Raw genomic sequence first — 25,530 nt, forward strand, 5'->3', positions numbered from 1 at the left:
GAGGTTGCCGTTTTGCGCCGGGTAGCCGGAGCACTCAGCGGCCGGTTGCCGCCACATGAAGCGGCGGCGCCGCGGGAAACAGATGCAGGAGGCCGGAATCGATGCGCCGGCGAAGATGCACATCGATCGCCTGCCGGTCGGGACATGAATGAAACGCCCCATGGCAAAGATCGCGCAAGGCGATGAGGTCTCTCATCATCGGAGACATCGGCAGCCCGGCCGCGTCGAGCAGGCTGGCTCCGACGAAACCGATATCCAGCGTCTCCGCGTCGGGAATGGGATGGGCCAGTGGGTGATTGAACGTGGTGAGCGTGTAGAAGGTGCGATAGGCGAGCGAACCTGGATCGCTGAGTGCGCCATCCCCGGCGAGAGCGTCGACAAGCGGCTTGGTCGCCGAGGACTGGTGGTCGCCGAACTCGAACACCACCGAGGCATGCTCCGCCGACTGGGCGGCACGCGCCTCCAGAAACGCCTGAAAATCGCCGCGCGCGATCGCCATGCGCCGCAGATACTCGGAAATGTCGAAATCCGGCGAAAACGGCTCGCCGTCGACCTTCAGTTGCGGCTCCAGCCTATCGTTGTAGGGAGAATGCGGGAACATCGTCTGGATTTCGAGAAAAAGCGGACGGCCGTCCGTCCTGTGGTGTTCGGCGATGAAGGTTTCCGCCGCCCGATAATAGAAATCGTCGCGCAGGTGGTAGGACGGCGCGGCGATGTCGGCTATGTCGAGCACTGTCTCGAAGCCGATCGACTTGAGGAATGGTCCCTCATTGACGAAGGTCTCGTTCATCGGCAGCAGCACCGCCGTGCGGTAGCCGCAGGCACCGAGGACCTCCGGCAGCGCGCCGCCCACCCTGCCCTCCAGCGTGATGGTGAGGTAGGGGCTTCGCCAACCGAAATCCGTGGATGAAAGGCCGGTCATCAGCGAGAGATTGGTGATCCAGGTGCCGCCGCCGAACGTCTCGACAGTCATCGGATGCGGCTTGCCGGCACCCGGCGCAAATTTTTCGGCAAACCTGCCGCCATTGTCGATCTGGCTGAAATAGGCGGGATCGGACTGGCTTTCGCTGAGCACGACGAAAACATCCGGAAGTTTCGTGCGGTCGCCGCAGTCAACGGTGTCCGGGAAAGGAGGCTGCGGCGCCATCGCCTCCAGCCGTGCCTCGAATGCCGGCTGAACGAAAAGATTCTTGAGATCGACCAGTGAAACGAAGAACGCCGACAGGTGACGCCCTTGCATATAGTAGAACTGCCGCTCGACCGACGCCTCCGCTGGGAACGTCAGCGGCACTATGGCTGCGAATACCGCCAGCACGGCGGAGCGGGTCGACAGCGCGTAGTTTGCCTTGCTGTCCGCCCTGTAGAGGCCGATCGCGAACGCGAGGATCAGGGCAAGGAGGACGAGGACCGGAAGGATGACATGCAGGTATGAACTGAACAGGAAGCTGTAGATCTCCGGATCGCCAGCGACAAAGACCGTGTCGTAGAAATGGAAGGAAAAGCCCTTCAACCGGTATTTGGTCGCCGAGACGACGGTGAGGACGCCCACGGTCATCCAGCCCAGATAGATCGAAAAAGCCGGCCGGTCCGACGCCAGGAACGCCAGGGCCGAAATCACCGCGACCACGGCCAGCGAGAACGGCACAGAAAGCCAGCCGTTTTCCGCATTGCGGACCAGAAATACGCCGGCCACGCTGCACAGCCCGACGGACATCGGGTGGCAGAGCAGCAGAAACAGGCTGTGAAGAGCACGGCGCAGGATGCGCATCATCGGACCCCCTCCGATCCTTGACGCTGGTTTTCAGTCATCCGCCCCGCAAACTCAATTGCTTATTCGGCTTAACGTTAATCCGACGCATCCGTCGCATGAGGCGATAGCGCCGCCGGCGCATGTATCGGGTGTCGCCCGCCTCCCCCTCTTGCGAAAACCATGTCGGTTGTCGGCGGTTGACCGGCGCGAAACAAAAGGATGCATAAAAAATGTTCGCACTCACCAAGAAGGTCGCCATCGTCACCGGCGCCAGTTCCGGCATCGGCCGCGCAACCGCCGTGCTGTTTGCAAAACAGGGCGCCAAGGTCGTGGTCGCGGCGCGGCGCCAGGCGGAACTCGACGCGCTTGTCGCGGAGATCGCCGATCAGGGCTGCAATGCCACGGCACTGGCCGGCGACGTCAGGGACGAGGCATATGCGAAGGCACTGGTCGAACTGGCCACGAGGGAATATGGCGGCTTGGACATTGCCTTCAACAATGCCGGCAGCACCGGCGAAATGGGGCCTGTCTCCGAACTTTCGCTGGAAGCCTTCCGCGACACACTCGACATCAACCTGACCAGCGGCTTTCTCGGCGCCAAATACCAGGTGCCGGCGATGATCGAGCGCGGTGGCGGTTCGCTGATCTTCACTTCGAGCTTTGTCGGCCACACGGTCGGCATGCCCGGCATGGTCGCCTACGCCGCCGCCAAGGCCGGGCTGATCGGGCTGACGCAGGTCCTCGCTGCTCAATACGGCGCGCAAGGGGTGCGGGTGAATGCGCTGTTGCCCGGCGGCACTGATACGCCGGCGGCCACCTTCAAGACGCCGGAAGAATGGGCGTTCGTCGAAGGCCTGCATGCGCTGAAGCGCGTCGCCAAGCCGGAAGAGATCGCGCAGTCGGCGCTCTACCTTGCGTCGGACGCGTCAAGCTTCACGACAGGCGCCGCCTTGCTCGCCGATGGCGGCGTATCGATCAACCGGACCTGACGCCATCATGCGGTCGGCCGATTTCGGCCGGCCGCATCACGCTCGGGTTCAGCGCCGTCGCTATTGCCCGAGACGCTTTCTGATCGGCTCGAATTCCGGCGTCGGCTTCCGCTGTACCGGATCGGGCTCGCCAGCTTCGATGGCTTCCCAGTATTTCCAATTCACCTTGTCGCTGCCGAGCTCGTAGTCCATGCCGTCCCAGCTGTCCTCGCGGAAGCTGTAGAAAGCCCAATGGACATTTTGGGCATCGAGCCTGGTCAGCACGTCCTCCAGATACTGCTTGCAGCCGGGCAGGCGCCGCATGCAGCCGAACTCGCCGGCGACCAGGCGGTTGGGTGCGATTTCGTGCTTGTCGGCCCAATCGAGCGGAAGCTGCAGATAGGCACTCACCCGTCCGCCGTTCCATTCTTCCTGCTGCTCGCCGAACGGCACCACGCCGGGATAGGCATAGGGCTTTTCACGCTTGAGGTTGGGCGCGCTGGTGGCAGCGTAAGGCTCATACATATGGAATGCATAAAGCACACGCGCATCGCCGAGCGGCCCCGGCCAGTAGGCGAAGGCATCGGCGGCGGCATACCAGCCCGCGTCGGCCATCACCGGGGTGACCGGATCGACCTCGCGAATCGCCTTGATCACCGTTTCATAGAAAGCCGGCAGATCGCGTGCGGTGCCCTTCTGCTTGCCATACCAACCCTGCATCGCCGACGATTTGGCATGTTCGGCAAGTCCGCCCTTCTTTTCCGGCGCGGGTTCATTGACGAGATTATAGGCGGCGACCGCCGGATGATCCTTGAGTTCGGCCGCAAGATCGCGCCAGAAAGCGGCGGCTTCGTTCCAATAGGCCTTATCCTGCCAGAGCCGATCGTCGAACTCGTTGTTGTTGTTCTGCGCCCAGCGCATGCCCGGCAGCGACAGCGGCGCGATCACCACCTTCAAACCGGCCTTGTGTGCCCGGTCGAGCGTCGCCTTGAGCGTGGCGAGGTCATCCCGCATCAAGCCGGCATAATGGTCGGCGTCGCCGATCAGGAAATCGCGCTTCTGCGGCTTCCATTTGTCGTAGGAGAGCCGAACCCAGTCGGCGCCATAACCCGCAAGCGCATCGAAATAAGCCTGATCCGGCGGCAGCCGGTTGAAGCTGTTGCCACCCTTTTGCGGCGTATCCCAAAAACGCATCAGGTCGGCAGCCTGAGCGCCGGAGAAAAGGCAGGATGAGAGCAGCAGCGCGGCCAGAAATCTCAACGGGTCACTCTTCGGTCGTGGAAGGCAAGATGCGCTACTCGGGCCGGAATGAGGCGGAAGTGCGTTGTTGAGGCTCTCCGGGCACCCGCTCCGTTCAAATACCGTTGCAGTCATTCTCCTCTCGACATCGGCACATGATTCTGCTATCAGCCGCCACAATTCGCGGTGGAAAGCCACTGCGGAGGCATGATGGTATTGCCGTCTGCCTCTTGGTCCACAACGGAAAGAACGGTAGGCAGGATCCCACGTGCAGGTACTCGTCCGCGACAACAATGTTGATCAGGCGCTTCGCGCGCTGAAGAAAAAGATGCAGCGCGAAGGCATTTTCCGCGAAATGAAGATGCGCGGACATTACGAGAAGCCATCCGAAAAGCGTGCACGCGAGAAGGCGGAAGCCGTTCGCCGCGCCCGCAAGCTGGCGCGTAAGCGCGCCCAGCGCGAAGGTTTGCTTCCCGGAGCCAAGCCTGCGGCGGTGACGGCACGCCCGGCGCGCTGATATCGCCCCGTTTTGTCCTTTTTCCGGCGTTAGTGCAGAAGGTGGGGCGATGAAAAATCGCCGCCACCTTTTTGTTTCAGCTGCGTTGTTGGAATACTGAACGACGGCAAGTAAGGTAATGACAGGCATGCGCGACATCACGAATGCCCAGAGGCTGGACTGGCGCCGCAGCGCGTTCGTCCTCGTCGTTCTCGCAGGCTTGCCGCTTGCCGCATGCCAGACCGACGGTCCCGCGGGCGAAATCACCACAATCGACACCGCACAAGGGTCCGACCAGAACATATCGTCGCTGAGTTCAGTCATCGCGCGCAATCCAAGCGACCCCGAAGCATACAATGTCCGCGGCTCCGCCTATGGACGCGCCGGAAAGTACCGCGAAGCGCTCAGGGATTTCGACAAAGCGCTCGAACTCCGCCCGGATTTCTACCAGGCCTATGCCAATCGCGCCCTCATCCACCGCTATCTCGGCGACCAGACAAGCGCGCTCAACGACTACAACCGCTCCATCCAGCTGAATGCCAGCTATGACGCCGCCTATATCGGCCGTGGCAACCTGTATCGCCGGGCCGGCCGGACCCAGGATGCGTTCAACGACTTCCAGAAGGCGATCCAGCTCGATACGACCGACCCGCGCGCCTACCACAATCGCGGCCTGATCTATCAGCAGCAGGGCCAGCACGGGTTTGCCATCGAGGATTTCTCGACGGCGATCTCGCTCGCCCCGGATTCGGCGGAGCCCTATAACGGCCGTGGCCTGTCCTATCTCGCCCAGAACGATGAAGACAACGCCTTCGCCGACTTCAACACGGCGATCAAGCTCGACGGCAGGAACGCCGAGGGCTGGGCCAACCAGGCCCTGATTTATGAGCGCCGTGGCGAAAAGGACAAGGCGGCGAAATCCTACGCCCAGGCGGTTAAGCTCGACCCGAATTACAAGCCCGCCGCCGATGGCCTGGCGCGCACGCGCGGCGCTTGATCGGCAACACAGGCGGGGAAACTCGCTCTTCGGCTGATCAGAGCGTTCGAGCGCCGGAATCCCGTCAGCCACTCCCTACATTGCGGATAGCCCGGCGTTGCGGAGACTCGCACCGTCACGGAACCTTGTGTTCGCGTTCCAGTTATCTGCGGACGAAGCGCAATCGGGAGATGCTGTCATGAAGAATTTCGCCCTGGCCGGCCTGGCCATACTGTCCTTGGCAGCCACGCCCGCAATTGCTCAGGAAGGGGTCGAGCTTGGCGTCCTTGAATGCACGATCGAGGGCGGCACGGGTTACATCATCGGCTCCAACAAGAATCTGGCCTGCACATTCAAGCCGACCGAGAGCAGTTTCGCTCCGGAAAGCTATTTCGGCGTGGTCAATAAGTTCGGGCTGGATATCGGGACGACCAAAGATACGTTCATGCAATGGCTGGTGCTGGCTCCCAGCAACAACATCTACGCGCCCGGCGCTCTCGCCGGAGATTATGTCGGGGCAAGCGCCGAAGCCTCGGCCGTGGTGGGCGCCGGTGCAAATCTCCTGATCGGCGGCTCCAGCAAGAGTTTCACACTGCAGCCGATCAGTGTCCAGTCGCAGACCGGCCTCAACCTGGCGGTCGGCGTCAGCCAGTTCCAGCTGCGTTCAGCGGACAACTAGCCGCGCATCGGGACAAGACGATGCCGACGGCAAAAACGTCAACGCCGCTTCCGTGAGCCCCGAAAAGCCTCAGTGATCCATCGCCTTGACGATTTCCTCGGTCATCTTCTTAGCGTCGCCAAGCAGCATCATGGTACCGTCCTTGTAGAACAGCGTGTTGTCGATGCCGGCATAGCCCGAGCCGAGCGAGCGTTTGACGAACAGGCAGGTGCGCGCCTTGTCGACGTCGAGGATCGGCATGCCGAAGATGGGGCTGCTCTTGTCATCCCGCGCTGACGGGTTGGTGACGTCGTTGGCGCCGATGACGTAGGCAACATCGGCCTGCGCGAACTCGGAGTTGATGTCCTCGAGTTCGAACACCTCGTCGTAGGGCACGTTGGCCTCGGCCAGCAGCACGTTCATGTGGCCTGGCATGCGGCCGGCGACCGGATGGATGGCGTATTTGACCTCGACGCCTTTCGACTTGAGCTTGTCGGCCATTTCGCGTAGCGCGTGCTGCGCCTGCGCCACCGCCATGCCGTAGCCCGGCACGATGATGACCTTCTGGGCGTTTGCCATCAAATAGGCGGCGTCGTCGGCCGAGCCCTGCTTGACCGTGCGCTCGATGCCGTCGTCGGCGGCTGCCGCCGTCTCGCCGCCGAAGCCGCCGAGGATGACCGAAATGAACGACCGGTTCATGCCCTTGCACATGATGTAGGACAGGATCGCGCCGGAGGAGCCCACGAGCGCGCCGGTGATGATCAGCGCCAGGTTGCCGAGCGTGAAGCCGAGCGCCGCCGCCGCCCATCCCGAATAGGAGTTGAGCATCGACACGACGACCGGCATGTCGGCGCCGCCGATCGGGATGATCAGCAGCACGCCGAGCAGCAGCGAGGCCAGCACGATCAGCCAGAAGATCAGGGTGCTTTCGGTCGTCACCAGAAGCACGATCAGCACGACCAGTGCGATGCCCAGCGCGATGTTGATGGCATGCCGCATCGGCAGCATGATCGGCTTGCCGGACATGCGCCCGTCCAGCTTCAGGAAGGCGATGATCGAGCCGGTGAAGGTGATGGCGCCGATGGCGACGCCCAGGCTCATTTCCACCAGCGCCTGGCCGTGGATGTCGTTGACCGTGCCGATGCCGAAGCTTTCCGGCGCATACATCGCAGCAGCCGCCACCATCACGGCGGCGAGGCCGACCAGCGAGTGGAAGGCCGCGACCAGCTGCGGCATCGAGGTCATGGCGATGCGCCGCGCGGTGACCGCGCCGACGCTGCCGCCGATCGCCAGGCCGAGCACGATCAGCGCGAAGCCGCCCCACGACGGCGTGGCCAGCGCCAGCGTCGTCAGGATGGCGATGCCCATGCCGATCATGCCGTAGGTGTTGCCCTGGCGGCTGGTCGTCGGATGCGACAGGCCGCGCAGCGCCAGGATGAACAGGATGCCGGAGACGAGGTAAAGGAAGGAAGCGAAGTTGGCGTTCACGTCACTTTTCCTTCTTCTTGTACATGGCCAGCATGCGCTGGGTGACGAGGAAGCCGCCGAAGATGTTGACCGAAACGAGCATCAGCGCGACGAAGCCGAAGCCCGTCGCCAGCCCGCTGGCGGAAATGCCGACTGCAAGCAGGGCGCCGACCACGATGACCGACGAGATGGCGTTGGTGACCGCCATCAGCGGTGTATGCAGCGCCGGCGTCACCGACCAGACGACATAGTAGCCGACGAAGATCGCCAGCACGAAGATCGCAAAGCGGAAGACGAAGGGGTCGATTACCCCACCGGAGATGGCGTGCGCCGCATCGCCCGCCGCATTGGCTGCACCCTCGGCCTTTTCGAGGTCGGTAAAGGCGAGGCGGACACCGGCGACAGCCTGCTCCAGCTGGTCGAGTGCCTGTTCGAGCGCGGTCTTTTCCATCACGCATCCCCCCTGGATTTCGGCGCGGTCGGCTTTGCCGCTGACGGTTCAGGTCTTTCGACGTGCTTGTAGGGAGCCTTGGCGTCCGGCTTCGCTGCCGTTTTGGGTTTTGCCGGCTTTGCCGCCTTGGGCGCGCCCGGCTCGGGCTTCTCGACATGCCTGTAGGGAGCGGATTTCGTCGCGGCCGCTGCCTTCGCCGGCTTTGCTGCAGCCGGTTCCGCCGCGGGCGTGGCCGCATTGGCGAAGTTCGGATGCACGATCTTGCCGCCGTCGGTCAGCATCGTCGCCTTGACGAGTTCGTCCTCGCGATTGATCGCAAGCTGCTTCGTCACCTTGTCGACCATGGTTTCGAGGAAGGCGAAGAGGTTCCTTGCATAAAGAAGCGACGCCGAAGCGGCGATGCGGCCGGCAACGTTGAGATGCCCGACGATCTTTACGCCGTTGGCGGTGGTTACCACCTTGCCGGCGACAGCGCCCTCGACATTGCCGCCACGCTCGACGGCAAGATCGACGATCACCGAGCCGGGCTTCATCGACGCGACCATCGCCGCCGAAACCAGCTTCGGCGCGGGACGTCCGGGGATCAGCGCCGTGGTGATGACGATATCCTGCTTTGCGATATGGTCCGCCGTCAGCGCGGCCTGCTTGGCCTGGTATTCCTTCGACATTTCCTTGGCGTAGCCACCGGCGGTTTCGGCGGCCTTGAACTCTTCGTCCTCGACGGCGAGGAATTTCGCGCCGAGCGAGGCGACCTGCTCCTTTGCCGCCGGGCGCACGTCGGTTGCGGTCACCACCGCACCCATGCGCCGCGCCGTCGCGATCGCCTGCAGGCCGGCAACGCCGACGCCCATGATGAAGATCTTGGCCGCCGGCACGGTGCCCGCCGCCGTCATCATCATCGGCAGGGCGCGGTCGTATTCGGCGGCCGCATCGACCACCGCCTGGTAGCCGGCGAGATTGGCCTGGCTGGACAACACGTCCATCACCTGCGCGCGCGTGATGCGCGGCATGAATTCCATCGCGAACGCCGTGACGCCGGCTTTCGCCATCGCCGCGACCGCAGCCTCGTTGCCGTAAGGGTCCATGGTGGCGATCACCGCCGAGCCGGACCTGTAGCCCTTCAACTCGGCATCGGTCGGTCGGCGCACCTTGAGAACGACATCGGCCCCGGCCGCATCGGCGGCCTTTCCTATTTTGGCGCCGGCCTTGGCGAATTCCTCGTCCGGAATGCGCGAGAGCGTGCCGGCACCGGTCTCGACGATCACATCGAGGCCAAGGCCAGCCAATCGCTTGACCGTATCCGGCGACGCCGCAACGCGCGGCTCGTTCGCATCAGATTCCTTCGGTACAAAGACTATCTGTCCCACCGCGTGGTCCTTTTAGCTGGAACGTTGACCGGACGCGGAGGCCCCGCGTCCGCGGGAGAAAAATGCGTCAGGTGATGTGCGTCGGCAGGTCGCGCATGAGGAAGCCGCCGATCGCGCAAATCACGATGAAAAGGAGGAGGCCAGAAAAGAAGCCGGCTGTCGTGAAGAAGCTGAACGCCATGGCGATGAGCAGGGCTATGCATATCAGCGATGTATATTTCGCCAGCGAGAGGAACATACGATAGGTCTTCTCGTGCTCGCTGTAGTCCATCTGGGCGCCCAGTTCGATCGGGCCGGTCGGGGTGTTGTCAGCCATAGGAATTGCCTCTCGGATCGCTTCTTGCGCACATAGCGAAAAGCATGGCCAAGGGCAATGCCTCCACGTGTCGCGCCTGCTCGAAAGACGGAGAGAGACTTTACGTTTTTATATGACTTGAAACATCGGCATTTCGCATTTCCCGCGGATTTTCGCAGGTTTCAGCAGCGGCAGCCCGGTTGAATGGATTTAAACGCCAAAGTGATACTATTTTACGACACTTAGGACTTTTCTGTGCAAATCCGATCAAGCGAGCCAGCGCTTGCGCCGCTTGTAGTGTTTGACGTCCTTGAAGGACTTGCGGCCTTCGCCGCCGATGCCGAGGTAGAATTCCTTGACGTCCTCATTCTCGCGCAATGCCTTGGCCTCGCCGTCGAGCACGATGCGCCCGGATTCCAGAATGTAGCCATACTTGGCGAAGCGCAGCGCGACATTGGTGTTCTGCTCGGCCAGCAGGAAGGAAACGCCCTGCTCCTCGTTGAGCTTCTTCACGATCTCGAAGATTTCCTCGACGAGTTGCGGCGCCAGTCCCATCGACGGCTCGTCCAGCAGGATCATCTTGGGTTTCGACATCAGCGCCCGGCCGATCGCCGTCATCTGCTGCTCGCCGCCCGACGTGTAGCCGGCCTGGCTTGCCCGCCGTACCTTGAGGCGGGGAAAATACTGGTAGACGAGGTCGAGGTCGTCGCGGATGGCGGCGTTGCCGTCGCGCCGCGTGAACGCTCCGGTCATCAGATTGTCCTCGACCGACAGGTGGCCGAAGCAATGGCGTCCCTCCATCACCTGGATGCAGCCGCGCCGTACCAGTTCGTTCGGCGACAGCGACTGCACCTGCTGTCCTTCGAAGATGATGTTGCCCTTGGTCACTTCGCCGCGTTCGGCGTGGAGCAGGTTCGAGATCGCCTTCAGCGTCGTCGTCTTGCCGGCCCCGTTGGCGCCGAGCAACGCGGTAATGCCGCCTGTCGGCACCGTTAGCGACACCCCTTTCAGCACGAGGATGACGTGATCGTAGATCACCTCGATATTGTTGACCGAAAGGATCGGGGTTGCGGGCGCAGGAGCAGGGTTTGCGTTGTTCATTCTGGTCGTTCTTTCGGATGGCGCCGCGATCGCGGCAGCGTCCCTTCTCCCCGTTCACGGGGAGAAGATGCCGATAGGCAGATGAGGGGCGGCGGCAAGTCCCGAACTTCGCGCTGCCCCTCATCCGGCTCTTCGAGCCACCTTCTCCCCGTTAACGGGGAGAAGGAAGAAGTGCTGTTACTTGCACTCTTCGTTGATCGGCCAGGGCGCATTGGCGTCGGCGTACTTCTTGGCTTCGGCCTCGACCAGCGGCGCGATCATGTCCTGATCCGCCTCGAGATGGTCGGAGACCTTCACGAACTTGGCGCCGTCCCACTCCATCATCCAGCCGCCCGCGTGGCCGGCGTGATTGTTGCAAGCCGTGGAAAAGGTGCCGATCATCCCGGTCATGCCGATCTCGGCAAGTTTCGCCTCGTCGATCTTCAGGTTTTCGAGGCCCCAGCGAAGCTGCTCGGCATTCACCACCTTGGTGTCGAAATGCGCCTGAGCCGCCTTGATGCCCTCGACGGCGAACATCGAAATGAGCACGCCGCGCTGATAGAAGACCCAGTCGAATTCGCCTTCGCCGATCAGCGATTTGCCGGTGTCGACGACGTGCTTCTTGATGTCCTGCATGACCGGAGCGTTGGAATCCGGCAGGCTCCAGGAGATCGAGCGATAGCCTTTCGCGGCCTCTCCCGCCGACTTCATGTCGCCGTCATGGCCGGACCACCAGATGCCGACGAACTTTTCCATCGGAAACTTAGTCTTGACTGCTTCGGTAACGGCACCGGCGTTCATCGCGCCCCAGCCCCACATCAGCACGAAGTCCGGGCGTTCGCGCCGGATCTGCAGCCATTGCGCCGACTGGTTCTGCATTTCCTTCAGGCCGACCGGGATCGGCAGCAGCGTGAAGCCGTGCTTTTCGGCATAGGCCTGCAGCAGCGGTATCGGCTCCTTGCCGTACGGCGCGTCGAGATGCAGCAGCGCGATCTTCTTGCCCTTCAGGCTGTCGAGATTGCCGTCCGAGATGGCCTTCAGGATCATCGACGCGCCATCCCAGTAGGACGCCGGCGGATTGAACGCCCACTGGAAGATCTTGCCGTCGGTCATCGGTGAGAAGCCGTAACCGGGTGCCAGGATCGGGATCTTGTCCACATTGGATTTCGGCAGGACCTGTAGGGTGATGCCGGTCGACCAGGGTTGCGTGACGATGCTCGTCGCCTTGGTCTTTTCGTAGCACTCGGCGCCCTTTTCGGTGTTGTAGCCGGTTTCGCACTCATCGTAGTTGAGCTTGACCCCGTTCACGCCGCCGTCGCGCTCGTTCAGCATCATCATGTAATCACGCTGGCCGTTCATGAGCGGAATGCCGGTCGCCGCGAACGGCCCGGTACGATACGACAGATTGGTCACGTTGATCGCGTCCTGCGCCCACGCGGCAGGCGCAAGCGCCGTACCCAGCAGCAACAGCGCCACCCCCGTTTTCATCAGATTTTTCATGCCCGTTTCCTCCACTTGTTATGGTTTGCCGAATGGTCGCCGCGGCTCCTCCGGAACCGCAAATCCTTCAATGCGGGAATGGCCACATGATCAGCTTTTCCCGGATGATTGCCCAGAACCGCGCCAGCCCGTGCGGCTCGACGATCAGAAACACGATGATCAGCGCTCCGACGATCATCGTGTTGAGATGCTCGACGGTCGCCGACGCGATGGGAATGCCGAGCGCGGAAGGCAGCGCGCTGATGACCACGGGAAGCGCGACGATGAGGATCGCACCGAGGTAGTTGCCGAGTATCGAGCCGAGGCCGCCGATGATGGCAATGAACAGCACCCGGAAAGACAATGGGATATCGAACAGCACCGGTTCGGCTGCGCCACGCCACAGGAAGACGAATAGCGCACCTGAAATGCCGACAATGTAGGACGACACCGCAAACGCGGACAGCTTGGCCTTCATCAGGTTGATGCCGACCAGTTCTGCCGCGATATCCATGTCGCGCACCGATTTCCAGATGCGCCCTATGCGTCCGCGCGTGATGTTGATGGCGAACCAGGTGACAAGACAGACCACGCAGAGCACGAAGTAGTACTGCACGATCGCCGTCGCATTCGGGCCGGCGACGGTGACCCCGAACATGTCGATGTTGGGCACCTGGATCGCGCCGGACGCGCTGTAATTATAGAGCCAGGCCCACTTCTCGAAGAGCCATACCAGGAAGAACTGGGCGGCGAGCGTCGCGATCGCCAGGTAGAACCCCTTGATCCTGAGCGACGGCAGGCCGAACGCCACGCCGACAGCCGCCGAGAAGAACCCCGACAGCGCGATGGCAAGGACAATGTTCAGCTCCGGAAAGATGCTGGTCAGCTTGTAGCAGGCATAGGCGCCCACCCCCATGAACGCGCCGGTGCCCAGCGAAAGCTGGCCGGCATAGCCGGTAAGAATGTTCAGGCCGAGCGCCGCCAGCGCATAGATGAGCACCGGGATGAGCATGGCGCGGAAGGTGAATTCGCTCGCCGTCAGCGGGAACACCACAAACGCCAGAAGCAGGATGAAGCCGAGCAGGATGGCATCCTGCCTGACCGGGAACAGCGCGTGGTCGGCGTGGTAGCTGGTCTTGAACTGGCCGGCGGTGCGGTAGAGCATTTTCCCTCACACCCGCTCGATGATCTTTTCGCCGAACAGGCCCTGCGGACGGAACAGCAGGACGAGCAGCGCGAACACGAAGGCGAACCAGGTTTCGGTGTTGCCGCCAAGCAGCGGCTGGCCCCAGTAGATCTCGAACAGCTTTTCGAGTACGCCGATCGCCAGGCCGCCGATGATGGCGCCGAGCACGCTTTCCAGCCCGCCGAGCATCAGCACTGGCAGCGCCTTGAAGGCGATCACCTCCAGCGCGAACGACACGCCGGCGCGGGCGCCCCAGACGATGCCCGTGGCAAGCGCGATGACGCCGGCGATAAACCATACCAGAACCCAGATGGTCGATAGCGAGATACCGACCGAAAGGGCTGCCTGATGGTCGTCGCCGAGCGCCCGGATGGCGCGGCCCATCTTCGATTTGTTGAGGAAAAGCAGCAGCCCGGCAACCAGAACGATCGCACCGACAACGGCGGTCAGGTCCTTCTGTTCGATGGATACGAAGCCGCCGAATGGTTCGAATTCGAAGCTGCCGGTCGGAATATGCAGCTCCTGGGTGATCATCACCTTGTTCTCGCCGCCGAAGATGATCTCGCCGAAGCCCACGAGGAAAAGCGTGATTCCGATCGTCGCCATGAACAGGATGATGTCGGGCTGGTTGACCAGCGGACGCAGCACCACACGTTCTATGGCGACCGCCAGGATGAACATCACCAGCAGGGTGAGCGGCACCGCAAGCAGCGCCGGCACCCCCTTTTCGTGCAGGCCGACCAGCGTCAGCGCCGCAAACACCACCATGATGCCCTGCGCGAAATTGAAGATGCGCGAGGACTTGTAGATCAGCACGAAGCCAAGTGCGATCAGCGCGTAGAGAACGCCCGAAACGAGCCCCTCCCACAGCACCTGCAGCAGGAAATCCGGCGCGCCGAACATGTCGGCGAAAGGTTTGACGAGGATCGAATTCAAGAAATCCATGATCTAGCCTTTCCCTGTGAAGTTCGGCGCGCCGGGGATCATTCTGCCGCGCTCAGTTGGCCAGTTGCGGAAACAGGCCGAGCAGCCCGACGACGATCAGGTAAATCGCCACGATGTAGTTCAACAGCCGCGGCATCACGAGGATCAGGACGCCCGCAAGCAATGCGATGAGCGGCGAAAGCGGCAGATTTCCAAGGTCCATCGGTAACTCCTTTCAATGCGCGACGCCCAGATAGGCGTCGATCACCTGTTTGTTGGCTTTGACGGCATCGGGAACGCCGTCGGCAATCTTCTTGCCATAGTCGAGAACGACGACGCGGTCGGAAAGGTCCATGACCACGCCCATATCGTGTTCGATCAGTGCGATCGTGGTGCCGCGTTGCTGGTTCACGTCGATGATGAACCGGCTCATGTCTTCCTTCTCTTCGAGATTCATGCCGGCCATCGGCTCGTCCAGCAAGAGCAGCGAGGGCTCCATCGCCAGCGCCCGGCCAAGCTCCACGCGCTTCTGCAACCCGTAGGGCAGCTTGCCGACAGGCGTGCGGCGGATGTGCTGGATTTCGAGGAAATCGATGATCTCCTCGACCTTCTCGCGGTGCTCGATTTCTTCGGCGAGCGCCGGCCCGTGCCACAGCATCTGCCAGCCCAGGCCGCGCTTCATCTTCACCGACCGTCCGGCCATGATGTTGTCGAGCGTCGACATGCCCTTGAACAGCGCGACGTTCTGGAACGTGCGCGCGATGCCTTGACGGACGGCGTGATGCGGCTTCATCGCCCGGCGTTCCTCGCCGCGGAAGACGATGGTGCCCTGCTGCGGTGTGTAGAACCCGTTGATGACGTTGAGCATCGATGTCTTGCCGGCGCCGTTGGGGCCGATGATGGCGCGGATTTCCCCTTTCAGGATGTCGAAGGAAATATTAGTGATCGCCTTCACGCCGCCGAACGAGAGCGAGACGTTCTTCACCTCAAGCAGCATTGCGCCCTTTGCGATCCCATCGTCCGGCGCTGCCAGTTCCCTCGGGTCGGGGCGCAGATTCATTCCGCCGCCTCGCGGAACTTTTCCACCTTCGCGTCGTAGACCCTGGCGTCCTCGATCCGCACGGTGGCGTGGACTTTTCCCTTGCGGCCGTCCTCGAAGGTCATCTCGGTTTCGATGTATTTGTCCTTCGACCCGTCATACAGCGCCTCGATCAACTCGCCGTAGCGCTCGCCCACGAAGGAACGCCGAACCTTCAGTGTCCGCGTCAATTCGCCATCGTCGGCGTCGAGTTCCTTGTGCAGCACCAGGAAGCGCTTGATCTGGGCGCCGGCCATCAACGGCTCCCTGGAAAGCCTGAGATTGGTCTCGTCGACGTGCTTCGCGATGATCCTGTAGACCTCCGGGTGGCCGGCCAGTTCCTGATAGGAGGCATAGGCGATGTTGTTGCGCTCGGCCCAGTTGCCGACCGCCTGCAGGTCGATGTTGATGAAGGCGGCGCAGAAATCGCGGCCGTCGCCGAAGGCCACCGCTTCCTTGATGTTGGGGAAGAATTTCAGCGTGTTCTCGATGTATTTCGGCGCGAACAGAGCCCCCGATTCCAGCTTGCCCACGTCCTTGGCGCGGTCGATGATCTTCAGCTGGCCGTCCTTGTCGAAGAACCCGGCATCGCCGGTCTTCACATAGCCATCCCTGGTCAGTGTCTCCCTGGTCTGCTCGTCCTGCTTGAAGTAGCCTGAGAACATGCCCGGCGAACGGAACTGGACCTCGCCGTCATTGGAGATGCGGATATCGACATTGGGTGCCGCCGGCCCGACCGCGTCCGACCGCACCTCGCCGTCCTTCTGCACGGTGACGTAGAGAAACGCTTCGGTTTGTCCGTAAAGCTGCTTGAGGTTGATGCCGAGCGAGCGGAAGAACGAGAAGAGATCCTCGCCGATCGCTTCGCCGGCGGTGTAGGCCACCCTGATCTTCGAAAGGCCGAGCACGTTCTTGAGCGGCCCGTAGACCAGCATTTCGCCGAGTGCGTAATTCAGCCTGCCAAGCAGCGGCACCGGGCGGCCTTCGAGAATGGCCTGCCCATGCTTGCGCGCCACGCCGACATAATGGTCGAATATCTTCCGCTTCAGCCAGCCGGCATCCTCCATGCGGATCGTCACGCTGGTCAACAATCCCTCGAAGATGCGCGGCGGCGCGAAGTAGAAGGTCGGGCCGATCTCGCGAAGGTCGTGCGCGATGGTCTGCTGGCTTTCCGGACAGGCCATGCAGAAGCCTGAAACATATCCTTGCGCGTAGTTCAGGTAGTGATCGCCGACCCAGGCGAGAGGCAGGTAGGCAAGCACGCTGTCCTGTTCCGACAATTTGTCGAACTCAGCCGTGTCGGCTGCGGCGTTAACCGCGTTCACAGCCTTGATCATCACGCCCTTCGAGCGGCCGGTGGTGCCGGATGTGTAGAGCATCACCGAAACGTCGTCGCCGCTGGCCTGGCGGATGTTCTCTTCCCACCACTTTGCCAGTTGCGCGTCAGCCTGCAGCAGGGCTTCCCCACTCGCCTGGACATCGGCGAAATCATGCAGGTGCTCGCGGTCGTAGTCGCGCAGGCCGCGCGGCTCGTCGTAGATCACCACCTTCAGCGCGGGGATTTTCTCGGCGAAGGACTGGATCTTGTCGACCTGTTCCTGATCCTGGACGATCGCAAAACCGACTTCGGCGTGGTCGAGCACATAGGCCATTTCCTCCGCCACCGCGTCGGCATAGACCGGCACCGGAATCGCCCCCAGCGACTGGGCGGCGGCAAATCCCCAATAGAGACGCGGACGGTTGGTGCCGACGATGGCGATCTTGTCGCCGTGCCGAACCCCAAGCGCCTGCAGTCCCAGCGCAAGGGACCGCACCTGCGCCTTCTGCTCCGACCACGTCCAGCTCTGCCAGATGCCGAAATCCTTGTGCCGCATCGCCGGCCGGTCGCCGAAGCGCTCCGCGTTCAGCAGCAGATATTTCGGGAATGTATCAAGCACCATGCCGGCGGTTGAGGCCGTAGCAACCATGGTCATGCTCCTCCCGGTTCCGCATCGTCTGCGGTTGGTCCAAGCATATTGACCCCGTTGCACCACGGCGCAAGCCTGTTAGACGAAAGACTGATCGTCGTCGCGGAGCGGAAAATCGCCGCGTGGCCACCGCGCCCGACTTTGGAACTGATCGCCCGCCCTGCGTCAAGCAGAGCAAAAAGCTGCGCCAAATCAAATGCCTCCCACATTTGCAGCGGAATGTTTCTCCGCCTCGGGAGCTTGCCCGAAACAACGGGCTGCTCCTTGTCGTTGTGCAAAGCTATCCGCTAATCCGGCTTCCGATCAACACCGGCATTGACAGACAGAGGGGCCGATTGTCTTATGTGATAGCGGTTCTGTGCTTCACGGCCGCGGAAGACACAAAAGCCGGGCTAACCCTCGTAATCGCTCAACGCCTTGAGATTGACGACCGTGATGCGGCCATGTTCGGCGCGCAGCACGCCTTCTTCCTCGAGTTCCTGCAGGCTGCGATTGGCGACCTGCCGCGACACACCGGCAAGCAGTCCGAGTTCCTCCTGCGTGATCTCGATCTCCGATCCGGTATCCGGGTAAAGCACCGGATTGAAGAACCAGGAAAGGTTGCGCGCAACACGGGCCTTCGGCTCGAGGATGCGGTCGTACTCGATCGTAGCCAGAAACTGCCCCATGCGTTCATTGAACTGACGCACCAGAAACCGGTTGAAGCCGGTGCTGTTCTCGTAGAGCCAGAAAAACGTCGAGCGGTTGAGCATTGCAAGGCGCGTGTCGCGCAGAGCCACCACGTCGTATTTCCGCTCCTCGTCCTTGAGCACCGAGCCCTCGCCGAACCATGCGCCGCTGCGCACGCCGGCAAAGGTCATCGCCTTGCCGCTGCGCGAGATCGCGCTGATCTTGACCAGCCCGTCCGTCACGCCTGTCCAGTAGTCCAGCCGGTCGCCGCGATGGCAGAGATAGGCGCCTTTCGAGACAAGCCGCTCGCTCACGCCGCGACCGGCGCGTTCGACTTCATCGGCGGTCAGTTCGCGTGCCCAGATGGCCGCCCGCACAAGATCGTTCCTTGCGTTCATGCTCCCTCGAGAAAATCACGGCCGAAACGGTCATGCTCCAAGGGTTATGAACGCCCCGTTCCGGTGTGACAAGGCAACAGATTCCCGGCAAATCCTAATGTATGTCGCCCGAAAGTGCCCTTGGTTTCGGGATAACGACATGCATCAAATCAAGGAATCTAAAGCGCGGCCGCCGAATCCTATTCGGCGCGACGTGCTTTAGGCCGCGTCGCGAATGTACTTTGCTGTCGGCAGGATGGTCAGCGGCGCCAACTCGCCCCGTTTCGGCCGCTGGAACAGCAGGCGCTGCTCGAACACTGTCGATCCAAAAAACGGGAAACGCTCGATCGTGCTGCTCATATTCTCCGAGCATCTCGACTGGTAGAGGAAAACCGGCATCGTCAGGCCAGGATAGACCCGTGGTTCCGCTGCTTGTTCGGAACGAAATATCCGATGGTAGAAGGCGGCATGTTCTTCCTTGATCGCCGTGAGGCAATAAGTGGGCTTGAAATAATCGCAGGCCACCACCGCCAGCCGCAATGTCAGGTATGGCAGCACCCGCAAAGTGCCCGACCATTCGCTATCGGCCGCAAAACGGCTCGGGTCGACGAAACTTTCGCCAGATGCGATCCGGTCCATCAGAACGTCACTGAAAACCTCGGTACTTGGTGACAGTGGGTGATTGGCGCTCACATGATGCAGCCGCAAGGTGCTGATGAGATTTCCCTCGAAGAATACCCCGAAGCGAAACGAGTTGGGCAGATCATCGAAGCTGTCCGCGACCATCCGGGATGCGTCTGGCCGCACCATCCCCGCCTGCAGGTAAGCGTTGTATCGGAGACGATAGATGGCTTCGAGATCCTCGCCGGAATCGCAGAACCGATATTCGATCCGGTCCAATAGCGAGAGAATGGTTTTGGTGAAGGCGCTGCTTGCCTGACCACTCACACTCTCACCCGCTGCCTGACGTGGCGTCACAAGCGCAACCATCGATTTTCCCCGTATTCCCCCGCAAAATCAGGGTATCGCATGCAGGAAGTATGTAAAGGTGAGAATCCTAGGACCTTCGTTTACAGGTTGTTAAGGTTAATATCCCAAGGCGGGCGACATCGGGCTGATTGGCTGCATCCTCAGCGGCGGGCGGCGCGTTTTGCGGTCTTTATGTCCTGGGCGAACGGCCAGACGGTGCTCGACATCGTCTCGATGCCGGAGGCGCTGAGCGCCGAGCCGAAAAGGAACCCCTGCACCAGGTCCGGCTTGACATCCAGCGCCAGGATCTTGAGCTGTTCGAAGGTTTCCACGCCCTCCACGGTAATGGTCAGTCCCAACGGCCGCGACAGGTTCACGATACCCTTCAGCAATTCGAGCGAACGCGGATTCTGGGTGACGTCGTTGAGGAAGCTGCGGTCGATCTTGACTTTGTCGAGGGGCAATTTGTGCAGGTAGCTCAAGCTCGAGTAACCTGTGCCGAAATCGTCGAGTGCGATCCGCACACCCATTGCCTTGAGTTCCTCGATCGACTGGCGCGTCAGCGACTTGTCGTCGAGCAATGCGGTCTCGGTCACCTCGATCTCCAGCCGGTTGGCCGCCAGGCCGGACGCGGCAAGTGCGCCGCTCACCTTGCCGATGATTTCGCGATTGCGGAAATCCTTGGCCGAGAGATTGATCGAAACGCCGGTCTGTTCCGGCCATTTCGCGCATTCGAAGCAGGCGGCCTGCAGCATGAAGCTGCTGATCTCGGAGATGATACCCATTTCCTCTGCGAGTGGAATGAAGATCGCCGGCGAGATCGGTCCGAGATCGGGATGATCCCAGCGGCACAACGCCTCGCAACTGGCGATCCGCATGGTGCTCATCGCAACGATCGGCTGGTAGACGACGCGCAGGCTCTTGGCTTCGACAGCGTTGCGCAGATCGGCCTTCATCACCTGCCGGTTCCGGAACGCCGCATCCATGGCCGCCTCGAACAGCCGCCAGCCGTTCTTGCCGAGCTCTTTCGCCTTGTAGAGAGCCAAATCCGCCTTGACGATCATCGCATCAACGTCGGTGTCGCCGACGCGTGAAAGCACCGCACCGGCGCTCATCTGGATACGCAGCGCATGCCCGGCGACATCCACCTCGCCCTGCAAATTGGCGAAGATGTCGTCGAGCATTCTGGACAGATTGCCTTCGTCCTCGATGCGGTCGAAGAAGATCATGAATTCGTCGCCACCGAAGCGGCTGACCCTGGCATGGTCGTCGGCAAATTCGGAAAGCCGTTCGGCCACGGCGTAAATCAACCCGTCGCCGACGGGATGTCCGAGCGTATCGTTGACGCTCTTGAAATCGTCGAGATCGAAGACGGCCAGTCCGCACAAACGGTTGCGGTCGCCGCTTTCCATGGATTCGGCGACCACCTCATGGAAATAGGCACGATTGGCAAGTCCGGTAAGGCTGTCGTAGCGCGCCATGTTGCGGATCTTTTCCTCCGCCTGAACGCGTTGCGACACGTCTTCGAAGGTTATGACCCCCAGTTCCTGATTGCCTTCCCGGGCCGAGAATTCATAGTGCTGGCCATTGGAAAAGCTGACCAAGACCTTCCTGTCGCGTCCCTCGCGCAAGGCGCGCGTCAGTTGCGCTTCCACGTAGCGGCAATCCTTCAGCGCCAACATGCCACCCGCGACGCCGCGCATCAGCATGCCGTGGATGGAGCGGCCGAGCAGCGCGTCGGGCGAGGCCAGCGACAACAGATGCGCAGCCTCGGCATTTGCCACCACGACACGGCCGTCCGGACCCAGCATGACCAGACCATGGGACATGGTGTTCAGCGCCCGATCGAAACGCTGGGCGATTTGGCGCGCCTGCTTGTGACCGACCACAGCCGAAAAAAGCACCTGGCGGACGTTGTCCGCACTGGCCTTGATGATGAACATGAACGGGAAAATCAACAGGCCGAGAACGACATACGGAATGTCCCCGTGCAGGATCAGCGCCACCGCGATTGGCGCGACAAAAGTGACGGCGAAAACCATCACCATCCGTGGTGATCCGTAGTTTCGACCGACCACAGTGACGATGGAGCCGAGCGTGACCGCGACCGCGCCGATTTCCGCGTAGCCATCGGAATAAATGTAGATCGCTACGAAGCAGAAGAACCCGAGCGCCAGGCCTTGAACGCTCCCCTTGATGATGTATTCGCGTTCCCATCGTCTGGCCGATTCGGCATCGTCTATGACGCCGCTCCGGCGAAACTTGAGCATTCCGGCATAGCGCCAGATTCCGACGCCAAGCAGAATAGCCGCCAGCCACCCGAATACGGGCTCGCCGTTCCTCCAGAATACCATCAACGCGATGACAGCGTGGCACATGGCGCCAATGAGCACCATGTGGACGTTGTCGAACAACGACCGGACAAACTGAATATAGACGTCGACGGGAATGCTGTCGGTTCTTGATTTGCCCATTACCAGGCCCAAAAATGAGCCTAAGCTTTGCCACATTCCAATTAATAAAGGTTTTAGCCGGGGAGTTCGGAGCGGCGACGCGCTACTCCGCTGCCTGCAGCGTCGGCAGGGCCGCGGCAGCCTTGAACCGTTCGAGCAGCCGTTCGCGCTCTCCGGCGGCCTTCTCAGCATTTGCCTGCTTTACGTGACCGTAGCCGCGGATCAGCGCGGGAACGGAAGCCAGCGCCGCGGCGGATTCTGTCTTCCCGGGGGCGAGCGCACCAGCGATCAGGTCGAGGTCGCCTTCGTAATCGGCAAGCAGTTGGCGTTCCAGGCGGCGCTCGGCGGAATAGCCGAATACGTCGAGCGGCGAACCGCGCAGACCTTTCAACCCCGCCAGCACCCGGAAACCCGTCATCATCCATGGTCCGAAACTGGATTTGCGCGGTTTTCCGTCCGAGCCCCGACGGCCGAGTACCGGCGGTGCCAGATGGAATTCGAGCCTGTCGTAATCCTGGAATTGCGCTGCCAACTGCTTCTGGAAGGACCCGTCGGTGTAGAGCCGCGCCACCTCGTACTCGTCCTTGATCGCCATCAGCTTGAACAGGTTGCGGGCGGCCGCCTCGGTCACCACGGTCGATCCCGGCACGGCCTTGTCCTCAGCCGCCCTTATCGCCGCGATCCGGTCGCGATAACGCCCAGCGTACGTTGCGTTCTGGTAGGCTGTGAGAAACTCGACGCGGCGCGCAATCATTTCATCCAGCGTCTGCGCAAGTCCAGCCTCAGTTGGCTCGCTCGACCGGTTCACAAGCCCGCGCACGAATTCCGGTTCGTAAGCAGCCCGCCGGCCCCAGCGGAAGGCTGAGATGTTCATCGCCACGGCCTGCCCATTTAGCTCGATCGCCTTTTCGATCGCTTCGCTGGAAAGCGGCAGGCCGCCGTGCTGGAAACCGAAGCCCAGCATGAACATGTTGGCGCCGAGCGAATTGCCGAACAGCGCGGTCGCGGTGCGGGTGGCATCGAAGAAATGCGCGTTCTGTTCACCTGCAGCCGCCCGGATCGCCTTCTTCAAGCGCTCGGTCGGCAGCGAGAAATCGGTCGAACGAGCAAAATCGCCGGGCATGATCTCGGCGGTATTGGTGACGAAGATCGTCTGGCCCTCGCGCACCGCCGCCAGCACCTTCTTGGCGCCGGATACAACGAGATCGCAGCCCAGGATCAGGTCCGCCTTGCCGGCCGACACGCGGATCGCGTGGATCTCCTCGGGCGTTCTGGCGATGCGCACATGGCTGAACACCGCGCCGCCCTTCTGCGCGAGACCGGCCATGTCTATCATCCCGCAGCCCTTGCCCTCGAGATGCGCCGCCATGCCGAGGATGGCGCCGATGGTGACCACGCCGGTGCCGCCCACGCCGTCGATGATTGAAGCCCAGCCACGATCCAGCGGAAACAGCTTCGGCTCCGGCACGCCGTCGAGCGGATCGGTCTTGCCGGCAATGCCTTCAGCCTTGCGGATCTTGGCGCCGTGCACCGTCACGAAAGACGGACAGAACCCGTTGACGCAGGAAAAATCCTTGTTGCAGCTCGACTGGTCGATCTTGCGCTTGCGGCCGAACTCGGTTTCCACCGGCTGGATCGAAACGCAGTTCGACTGCACGCCGCAATCCCCGCAACCTTCGCAGACCAGTTCGTTGATGATCACCCGCTTGTCCGGGTCGGGGAAGGTGCCGCGCTTGCGGCGGCGGCGCTTTTCCGCCGCGCAGGTCTGGTCGTAGAGCAGCACCGAAACGCCCTTCACCTCGCGCAGTTGCCGCTGCACCAGATCGAGATCGTCGCGGTGATGAAAGCTGGTGCGCGGCGGAAACTCGAATTTTCCGTCATATTTGCCTGGCTCGTCGGTGACCACGGCGATCCTCTCGACGCCTTCCGCGCGCACCTGCCGGGCGATCATGTCGACGGTGAGGTTGCCTTCATGCGGCTGGCCGCCGGTCATCGCCACCGCATCGTTGTAGAGGATCTTGTAGGTCATGTTGGCGTTGGCGGCGAGTGCCGCCCTTAGCGCCAGCGCACCTGAATGATTGTAAGTGCCGTCGCCGAGGTTCTGGAAGAAATGTTCACGCTTCGAGAACGGCGCCTGGCCGAGCCACTGCGCACCCTCACCACCCATGGCGGTGAAGCCGACGGTCGACCGGTCCATCCACAACGCCATGAAATGGCAGCCGATACCGGCCCCCGCGATCGAACCTTCCGGCACCTTGGTCGACGAATTGTGCGGGCAGCCAGAACAGAAATAGGGTGTGCGGTTCGCCACGTCCTTGGTGTCGGCCAGCATCGCCTGATACTGCCGCAATTGCCGGACCCGCGCCCCAATCTCTTCCGAAGGCCCGATGACCTTGAGAATGCGTTCGCCGATCGCTATCGCGATGTCGTTGGGATCGAGAGCACCCTTTGCAGGGAACAGCCAGTCGCCGCGCTCGTCGCGCTTGCCGAGCACCAGCGGTTGCGCCGCCGTGCCGTACAGGTTCTCGCGAACCTGCACTTCGAGCAGCGAACGCTTTTCCTCGACGACCAGGATCATTTCGAGCCCTTGCGCGAACTCGGCGATGTGCTCGAAATCGAGCGGCCATGGACAGGCGACCTTGAAAAGGCGCAGGCCAATTCGATTGGCCTGCGCCTCGTCGATGCCGATATCGTCAAGCGCCTGCCGCACATCGAGGTAGCTCTTGCCGACCGTCATAATGCCGATTTTCGGCTTGCGGCCGCCGGAATAGACGATCTTGTTCAGCCGGTTGGCGCGGATGAATGCGGAGGCAGCCGTGCGCTTGTATTCATGCAGGCGCGCCTCCTGACCGAGCTGGTCGATCTCGTGGCGGATGTTGAGGCCGCCCGGCGGCATGTCGAATTCGGGAAGAACGATGCCCAGCCGCTCAAGCGACACGTCGACCGAAGCGGTCGATTCGATATTGTCCTTGACGCATTTGATCGCCGCCCAGGTGCCTGCGAAGCGCGACAGCGCATAGCCGTAAAGGCCGTAATCGATCAGTTCCTGTACGCCCGCCGGGTTGAGGATGGGGATCATCGTATCGACGAACAGAAATTCGGTCGCGTGCGCAACGGTCGAGGATTCCGCGATGTGGTCGTCGCCCATGAGTGCAAGCGCGCCACCATGTTTGGACGAGCCGGCAAGGTTGGCGTGGCGGAAAACATCGCCCGAGCGGTCGACGCCGGGACCCTTGCCATACCAGAGTGTGAAGACGCCGTCGTACTTGCTTTCGCCCAGAAGCTCGGTCTGCTGAGAGCCCCAGCAGGCGGTCAACGCCAGCTCTTCGTTCAACCCGGGCTGGAAAACGATGTCTGACTGAGCGAGCTTGTCCTTTGCCTTCCATAGCTGAAGATCGAGGCCGCCGAGCGGCGAGCCGCGATATCCTGAAACGAAGCCGGCAGTGTTCAGGCCCATGCGCCGGTCGCGTTCGCGTTGCATCAGCAGCATGCGGATGATGGCCTGCGAACCGGAAAGGAAGATGCGTTCCTTCGCCAGGTCGAACTTGTCGTCAAGCGCAACCTCGTGCAGCGTCATTAGGCACTTCCTCCTGCGAAAGCCGCGCCGATTCGGATACGGCCAACGTGGGTAAATCGGGCGTCAGTCTTTCCGTCCCGGCGCATCCCGTCAAACAAAATCGG

General features: G+C 61.8%; 21 protein-coding genes. 4 read left to right on the plus strand and 17 right to left on the minus strand.

Features of this window, described 5'->3' with window-relative positions:
* Positions 1-34: 34 nt before the first annotated feature.
* Positions 35-1,771, minus strand: a complete 1,737-nt coding sequence (locus tag OHD58_RS00190; RefSeq protein WP_263800998.1) for a sulfatase-like hydrolase/transferase — start codon at positions 1,769-1,771, stop codon at positions 35-37.
* Between the two features lie 209 nt (positions 1,772-1,980).
* On the opposite strand from OHD58_RS00190, the gene OHD58_RS00195 reads away from it, so the two are divergent.
* A complete protein-coding gene (locus OHD58_RS00195) occupies positions 1,981-2,739 on the plus strand; it encodes an SDR family oxidoreductase (RefSeq protein WP_263801000.1) in 759 nt (252 codons plus the stop codon).
* Positions 2,740-2,799: 60 nt separating this feature from the next.
* Here OHD58_RS00195 and OHD58_RS00200 read toward each other — a convergent pair whose 3' ends face one another.
* On the minus strand, positions 2,800-3,978 hold the full coding sequence (locus OHD58_RS00200; protein ID WP_263801001.1) for a glycoside hydrolase family 5 protein: 1,179 nt from the start codon (positions 3,976-3,978) through the stop codon (positions 2,800-2,802).
* Between the two features lie 247 nt (positions 3,979-4,225).
* Here OHD58_RS00200 and rpsU point away from each other — a divergent pair, with 247 nt between their 5' ends.
* The 3 genes from rpsU (at position 4,226) to OHD58_RS00215 (ending at position 6,108) form a co-directional block, all read left to right on the plus strand.
* Positions 4,226-4,474 carry a 30S ribosomal protein S21 gene (rpsU, locus tag OHD58_RS00205; RefSeq protein ID WP_149760728.1) on the plus strand — a complete coding sequence of 83 codons (249 nt, stop codon included), beginning with the start codon at positions 4,226-4,228 and terminating at the stop codon, positions 4,472-4,474.
* Between the two features lie 127 nt (positions 4,475-4,601).
* Positions 4,602-5,450, plus strand: coding sequence for a tetratricopeptide repeat protein (locus tag OHD58_RS00210; protein WP_263801003.1), 849 nt, complete (start codon positions 4,602-4,604; stop codon positions 5,448-5,450).
* Positions 5,451-5,628: 178 nt separating this feature from the next.
* Positions 5,629-6,108, plus strand: coding sequence for a DUF992 domain-containing protein (locus tag OHD58_RS00215; RefSeq protein ID WP_263801005.1), 480 nt, complete (start codon positions 5,629-5,631; stop codon positions 6,106-6,108).
* 69 nt (positions 6,109-6,177) lie between these two features.
* On the opposite strand, the gene OHD58_RS00220 is transcribed toward OHD58_RS00215, so the two are convergent.
* The 15 genes from OHD58_RS00220 to OHD58_RS00290 all read right to left on the minus strand — a co-directional run bounded on the left by OHD58_RS00220 (position 6,178) and on the right by OHD58_RS00290 (position 25,426).
* Entirely contained in the window at positions 6,178-7,575 is a 1,398-nt protein-coding gene (locus tag OHD58_RS00220) for an NAD(P)(+) transhydrogenase (Re/Si-specific) subunit beta (protein WP_263801006.1), read from the minus strand.
* A 1-nt stretch (position 7,576) separates the two neighbouring features.
* Positions 7,577-8,005: a proton-translocating transhydrogenase family protein gene (locus OHD58_RS00225; RefSeq protein ID WP_263801007.1), complete on the minus strand. Its 429-nt coding sequence runs from the start codon at positions 8,003-8,005 to the stop codon at positions 7,577-7,579.
* A complete protein-coding gene (locus OHD58_RS00230) occupies positions 8,005-9,372 on the minus strand; it encodes a Re/Si-specific NAD(P)(+) transhydrogenase subunit alpha (protein WP_263801009.1) in 1,368 nt (455 codons plus the stop codon). Before OHD58_RS00230 ends, OHD58_RS00225 begins: the two co-directional genes overlap by 1 nt.
* Positions 9,373-9,439: 67 nt before the next feature.
* Complete coding sequence (locus OHD58_RS00235) at positions 9,440-9,688, minus strand: aa3-type cytochrome c oxidase subunit IV (protein ID WP_263801010.1); 249 nt, start codon at positions 9,686-9,688, stop codon at positions 9,440-9,442.
* 246 nt (positions 9,689-9,934) lie between these two features.
* Positions 9,935-10,768, minus strand: coding sequence for an ABC transporter ATP-binding protein (locus OHD58_RS00240; protein ID WP_263801011.1), 834 nt, complete (start codon positions 10,766-10,768; stop codon positions 9,935-9,937).
* 177 nt (positions 10,769-10,945) lie between these two features.
* The gene (locus OHD58_RS00245) at positions 10,946-12,247 is read right to left on the minus strand and encodes an ABC transporter substrate-binding protein (protein WP_263801012.1); all 1,302 of its coding nucleotides are present in this window, start codon (positions 12,245-12,247) and stop codon (positions 10,946-10,948) included.
* Positions 12,248-12,314: 67 nt separating this feature from the next.
* Positions 12,315-13,391: a branched-chain amino acid ABC transporter permease gene (locus OHD58_RS00250; protein WP_263801014.1), complete on the minus strand. Its 1,077-nt coding sequence runs from the start codon at positions 13,389-13,391 to the stop codon at positions 12,315-12,317.
* A 6-nt stretch (positions 13,392-13,397) separates the two neighbouring features.
* Entirely contained in the window at positions 13,398-14,357 is a 960-nt protein-coding gene (locus tag OHD58_RS00255) for a branched-chain amino acid ABC transporter permease (RefSeq protein ID WP_263801016.1), read from the minus strand.
* Between the two features lie 52 nt (positions 14,358-14,409).
* Entirely contained in the window at positions 14,410-14,559 is a 150-nt protein-coding gene (locus OHD58_RS00260) for a DUF3096 domain-containing protein (protein ID WP_263801017.1), read from the minus strand.
* 12 nt (positions 14,560-14,571) lie between these two features.
* On the minus strand, positions 14,572-15,396 hold the full coding sequence (locus OHD58_RS00265; RefSeq protein WP_263801018.1) for an ABC transporter ATP-binding protein: 825 nt from the start codon (positions 15,394-15,396) through the stop codon (positions 14,572-14,574).
* Positions 15,393-17,381: an AMP-dependent synthetase/ligase gene (locus tag OHD58_RS00270; protein WP_263801569.1), complete on the minus strand. Its 1,989-nt coding sequence runs from the start codon at positions 17,379-17,381 to the stop codon at positions 15,393-15,395. Before OHD58_RS00270 ends, OHD58_RS00265 begins: the two co-directional genes overlap by 4 nt.
* Positions 17,382-17,773: 392 nt before the next feature.
* Positions 17,774-18,448, minus strand: coding sequence for a Crp/Fnr family transcriptional regulator (locus OHD58_RS00275; RefSeq protein WP_263801020.1), 675 nt, complete (start codon positions 18,446-18,448; stop codon positions 17,774-17,776).
* 198 nt (positions 18,449-18,646) lie between these two features.
* A complete protein-coding gene (locus OHD58_RS00280; protein WP_263801021.1) occupies positions 18,647-19,417 on the minus strand; it encodes an N-acyl amino acid synthase FeeM domain-containing protein in 771 nt (256 codons plus the stop codon).
* Between the two features lie 140 nt (positions 19,418-19,557).
* Positions 19,558-21,870 carry a putative bifunctional diguanylate cyclase/phosphodiesterase gene (locus OHD58_RS00285; RefSeq protein WP_263801023.1) on the minus strand — a complete coding sequence of 771 codons (2,313 nt, stop codon included), beginning with the start codon at positions 21,868-21,870 and terminating at the stop codon, positions 19,558-19,560.
* Positions 21,871-21,952: 82 nt separating this feature from the next.
* Positions 21,953-25,426 (minus strand): indolepyruvate ferredoxin oxidoreductase family protein, encoded by a 3,474-nt coding sequence (locus OHD58_RS00290; protein WP_263801024.1) that lies wholly within the window; start codon positions 25,424-25,426, stop codon positions 21,953-21,955.
* Positions 25,427-25,530 lie beyond the last annotated feature (104 nt).

It is taken from the genome of Mesorhizobium sp. ZC-5, assembly GCF_025753855.1.
In the GTDB taxonomy this organism is placed as follows: Bacteria; Pseudomonadota; Alphaproteobacteria; order Rhizobiales; family Rhizobiaceae; genus Neomesorhizobium.